Below are 4158 nucleotides of genomic sequence, written 5' to 3'. Positions count from 1 at the left end.
ACGCTGACCTTGCTGTCGGCCGGGAAGCCCGTCGCGGTGAACCGGAACGCGGACGGTGCCCTTCGGCCGGTCGCCGTCCACACCGTCCACGGCTATCCGGTCGAGCCGGGCCACGTGGAGAGCGTCCTCGTCGGGCACCCGGCGGTGACCGGCGCGCGCGCCCTCGTCCGCGAGGACCGGCTTCTCGCCTTCGTCACCTGCGCCCCGGGGACGCCGCCGGCCGAGAGCACGCTGCTCGGCTGGGCGGCGGAGCGGCTGCCCGAGTACCTGGCGCCGGCCCGAGTGGTACGGGCGGCCTGGCTGCCCGCGCCCGGTGAGGATCCGGACGTCCTGCCGGAGGAGGCCGCGTCCGCGCCGGGCACCGCGCCGGACGGCGGTGCCGACGCGACTCTGCTCGGCATCTTCCGCGACGTACTGGGCGGCCGCGAGATCGGACCGGGCGACAACTTCTTCAAGTCCGGCGGCCACTCACTGCTGGCGGTGCGTCTGCTGAACCGCATCCGCACCGAATTCGGGCAGGACCTGACCCTGCGGGACGTGTTCCGCAACCCGACGGCGGCGGGCCTCTCCCAACGTCTCGCGGGTGCCGTCGCCGACGCGATCGAGCCGGAGGAGACGGGTCCCGCCACGGCGGACCGGCGCAGGGCCGCCCCGGCACTGCGCCGCCGCACCCGGGCGGGCGCCCGCCGGGGGTGAACGACCCGCCGTGGCGAGCGGGGGCACGGAGCGGCAGCTCCGCGCCCCCGCTTTCTGCCGCTCCCAGCTGCCGCGCCGACTGCCTCGGGAGGAGGCCACGGGCCCCTAGCGTGAGGACACGGAGGCGAGAGGAACCGTTCGCCCCGGTCCCTCGCCCCGACAGAAGGAAAGCCCAGGATGCCTCCCATCGGAACGGAAGACCTGCTGGACGGCGGTCCCTCTCCCTCGGACGCCCCACCGGTGCTCGACCTCATCGCGGATCAAGCGCGCACCCGGCCCGACGCGGTGGCCCTGGTCCACGACGGCACCACCCTGACCTACGGCCGGCTCGCCGAAGCCGTGCGAGAACGTGCCCGCACCCTGGTCGACGAGGGCGCCGCCCCCGGCCGCCTGGTCGCCCTGCACCGGCCGCGCGGTATCGACGCCGTCGTCGGCCTCCTCGCCGTCCTCAGCACCGGTGCCGCCTATCTCCCGCTCGACATCCAGGCCCCCGACGCCCGCAACGAGGCCATCCTCGCCGCCTGCTGCGGAAGCCTGGCACCCGCGCCCGCCGAGGTGGCCCGTCGCGGCGAGCTCGTCCTCCCGGGTCCCGGCGCGCCGGCCGGGGCCGCCTACGTGATCTACACGTCCGGGTCCACGGGCACCCCCAACGGGGTCGTCGTCGCCCACGACTCGCTCGCGCACTTCATAGCGGGCGCCACCCCCGCGTACGGCATCGGTCCGGACTCCCGCGTGCTGCAGTTCTCCCCTCTCCACTTCGACGCGAGTGTCCAGGAGCTGTTCGCCACCCTCGGCGCGGGCGGCACCCTGGTCCTGCGTACGGACGACATGCTCGACGTACGCGATCTGCTCGCCGGCTGCGCGCGCCACGGCATCACCCTGCTCGACCTGCCGGCCGCCTACTGGCACGAGCTCGTCCACGTCCTCACCACCGGCTCGGTCGGCCTCCCCGCCTGCCTGGAGACCGCGATCATCTACGGGGAGGCCGCGCTGCCCGAGCGGGTCGCCCAGTGGCGCGAACTCACCGGTGGACGGATCCGGCTGCTCAACGCCTACGGCCCCACCGAGACGACGGTGGTCGCCACGGTCGCCGACCTGACCCGCCACGGCGACGGTCCCGTCCCCATCGGCCGCCCGCTGCCCGGTGTGCGGGCGGCCGTCGTGTCCGGTGAACTCTGGCTGCTCGGCGGAGGCTTGTCCCTGGGCTATCTCGGCAACCCCGAGCTGAACGCCCGCCGCTTCACGGAACTCGGCGGCGAGCGCGCCTACCGCACCGGTGACCTGGTCACCATCGGCGAGGACCGGCAGATCCTCTACCACGGCCGCCTCGACGACGAGGTGAAGATCGGCGGGCAGCGCATCGACCCCGCCGCGGTGGACTCCGTCCTGTCCGGCCATCCCAAGGTCCGGGAAGCCGCCGTCGTCGCCCAGCGGGACTCGGACGGCGCCAAGCGGCTCGTCGCGTTCGTCGTGACCGAAGGCGGCGTCGGGCCCGAGGAACTGCGGGGTCTGGTGCGGGAGCGCATGCCCGCCGCGGCCGTGCCGGCCGCCGTCTCCGTCGTCGCCGCCCTGCCCCGTACCAGCTCCGGGAAGATCGACCGCAAGGCGCTGAGGACCACGGACCACCGCCTGTCCGTCGTGCACGAGGAGCCGCTGCCCGCCGAGGACCGGGTGCTGCTCTCCCACGCCCAGCGGCGGCTGTGGCTTCTCGACCAGCTCGAAGGTCCGTCCTGCGCGTACAACATGCCGATCGTGCTGGAACTCGACGGCGTGCCGGACCGCGCGGCGCTCGCCGCCGCGGTCACCGACCTCGTCGAACGCCACGAGGTGCTGCGCACCGTCTTCCTCGCCCCCGGGAACGAGCCCTACCAGCACGTCCTGGCCCCCTCCGTGGTCCGTGCCCGAACCGTCGGCTGCCCGGCCGGTGAACTCCGGCGGAGAGTCGCCGAGTTCACGTCCGAGACCTTCGACCTCTCCCGCGAACTCCCGCTACGCGTGGCGCTGTTCGTGCCCGAGGGCGGCACCGGTTCCGGGCCGGCGGCCGTGCTGGCCGTCCTGCTCCACCACGTCGCGGGAGACGGCTGGTCGCTCGCCCCGCTGATGAACGACCTGGCCGCCGCCTACACGGCCCGCGTCCTCGGCCGCGCCCCCGAACAGGAGCCGCTGCCCGTCCAGTACGCCGACTACACCCTCTGGCAGAACGACGTCCTCGGCACCGCCGACGACCCGGAGTCGGCCGTGTCGCGCGGCCTCACCCACTGGCGGACCGCGCTCGCCGGTCTGCCCGCCGTCACCGGCCTGCCGCTGGACCGCCCCCACCCCCACGCCCCCGACCACCGCGGCGGCCTGGTCACCACGCACCTCGGAGCGGACACGCACGCACGCCTCGTCCGGCTCGCCGACTCCCATGGCGCGAGCCTGCTGATGGTCCTCCAGGCGGCCCTCGGTCTGGGCCTGCGCGCGGCCGGGTGCGGAGACCGGGTCGCCGTCGGCACCCCGGTCGCGGGCCGCGACGACGAGGCGCTCGGCGCCCTGGTCGGCTTCTTCGTCAACACCCTCGTCCTGCCGACCGACACCTCCGGCGCCCCGGCCTTCGCCGAACTCCTGGAACGGGTCCGCGACACCGACCTCGCCGCCTACGCCCACCAGGACATCCCCTTCGACCTCCTGGTCGAGCACCTGAACCCGCCGCGCACGCCGGGGGTGCACCCGCTCTTCCAGACGATGCTCACGCTGCGCGGCGCCGCCCCCGCCGACGCGCCCTTCGCCTTCGGAGGTCTGACCGGCACCTTCAGGGCGGAGGGCCCCCCGACCACCAAGTTCGACCTCACCGTCGCGTGCGTGGAGCACCGAGGGACCGACGACGCTCCGGCGGGACTCGAACTGGCGCTGGAGTACGCGCGGGACATCCTCGACGAGGAGACCGTCCGCCTTCTCCTGAAAGCCCTGGAGCAGGCTCTGCGCACGGCAGCCGACCGGCCCGACGCGCCGGTCGACGACACCGCGCTGCTCGCCCCCGGAGACCGCCGGGCCCTCGACGACCGCCGTGCGCGCACCGCGGCCCGCGCGACCCGGGAGGCAGCCGAGGCCGCCGCGCGGACCGGCGACGAGCCCGACGCGGAACACGTCGACGCGCTGAGGGAGATGTTCGCCGAGATCCTGGGCCTGGAGCGGGTGGGCCCGCACGAGGGGTTCTTCACGATCGGCGGGCACTCCATGAGCGGGGTGCGCCTCGCCAACCGGATACGCGCCCGCCTGGGCGTCGACGTCCACGTGCGCGATCTGCTGCTGGCACCGACCCCGGCCGCTCTCGCCCGCCGCATCGCCGACACCCGCGACGCCGAGGGCGCGGAGCCCGGGACGCCGCTCGTGGAGGAGAAGTCCTTCAGTACGAAGTCCGCGACCTGCATCCGGCCCGGCGGCCGGCCGATGCCGAAGCGCACCCGGTGGTACTCGGCGCCC

The 4158-nt window shown here is 74.7% G+C and carries 1 protein-coding gene and 2 pseudogenes; 2 read left to right on the top strand and 1 reads right to left on the bottom strand.

All coding sequences use genetic code 11. The features are described 5' to 3' along the window. Positions 1–696, top strand: a 696-nt coding sequence (locus ACWD3D_RS34160) for a phosphopantetheine-binding protein (RefSeq protein ID WP_451464588.1), incomplete at its 5' end; no start/stop codon positions are given. A 177-nt stretch (positions 697–873) separates the two neighbouring features. Beyond that, positions 874–4008 (top strand): annotated as a pseudogene (locus tag ACWD3D_RS34155) (condensation domain-containing protein); the annotation flags it as partial. Between the two features lie 56 nt (positions 4009–4064). On the opposite strand, the pseudogene ACWD3D_RS34150 reads toward ACWD3D_RS34155, so the two are convergent. After that, a pseudogene (locus ACWD3D_RS34150) lies at positions 4065–4158 on the bottom strand (aminoacyl-tRNA hydrolase); the annotation flags it as partial.

The sequence above is a fragment of the Streptomyces sp. NPDC002690 genome, assembly GCF_053592415.1.
This window is presented reverse-complemented; position numbering and strand designations above follow the sequence as displayed.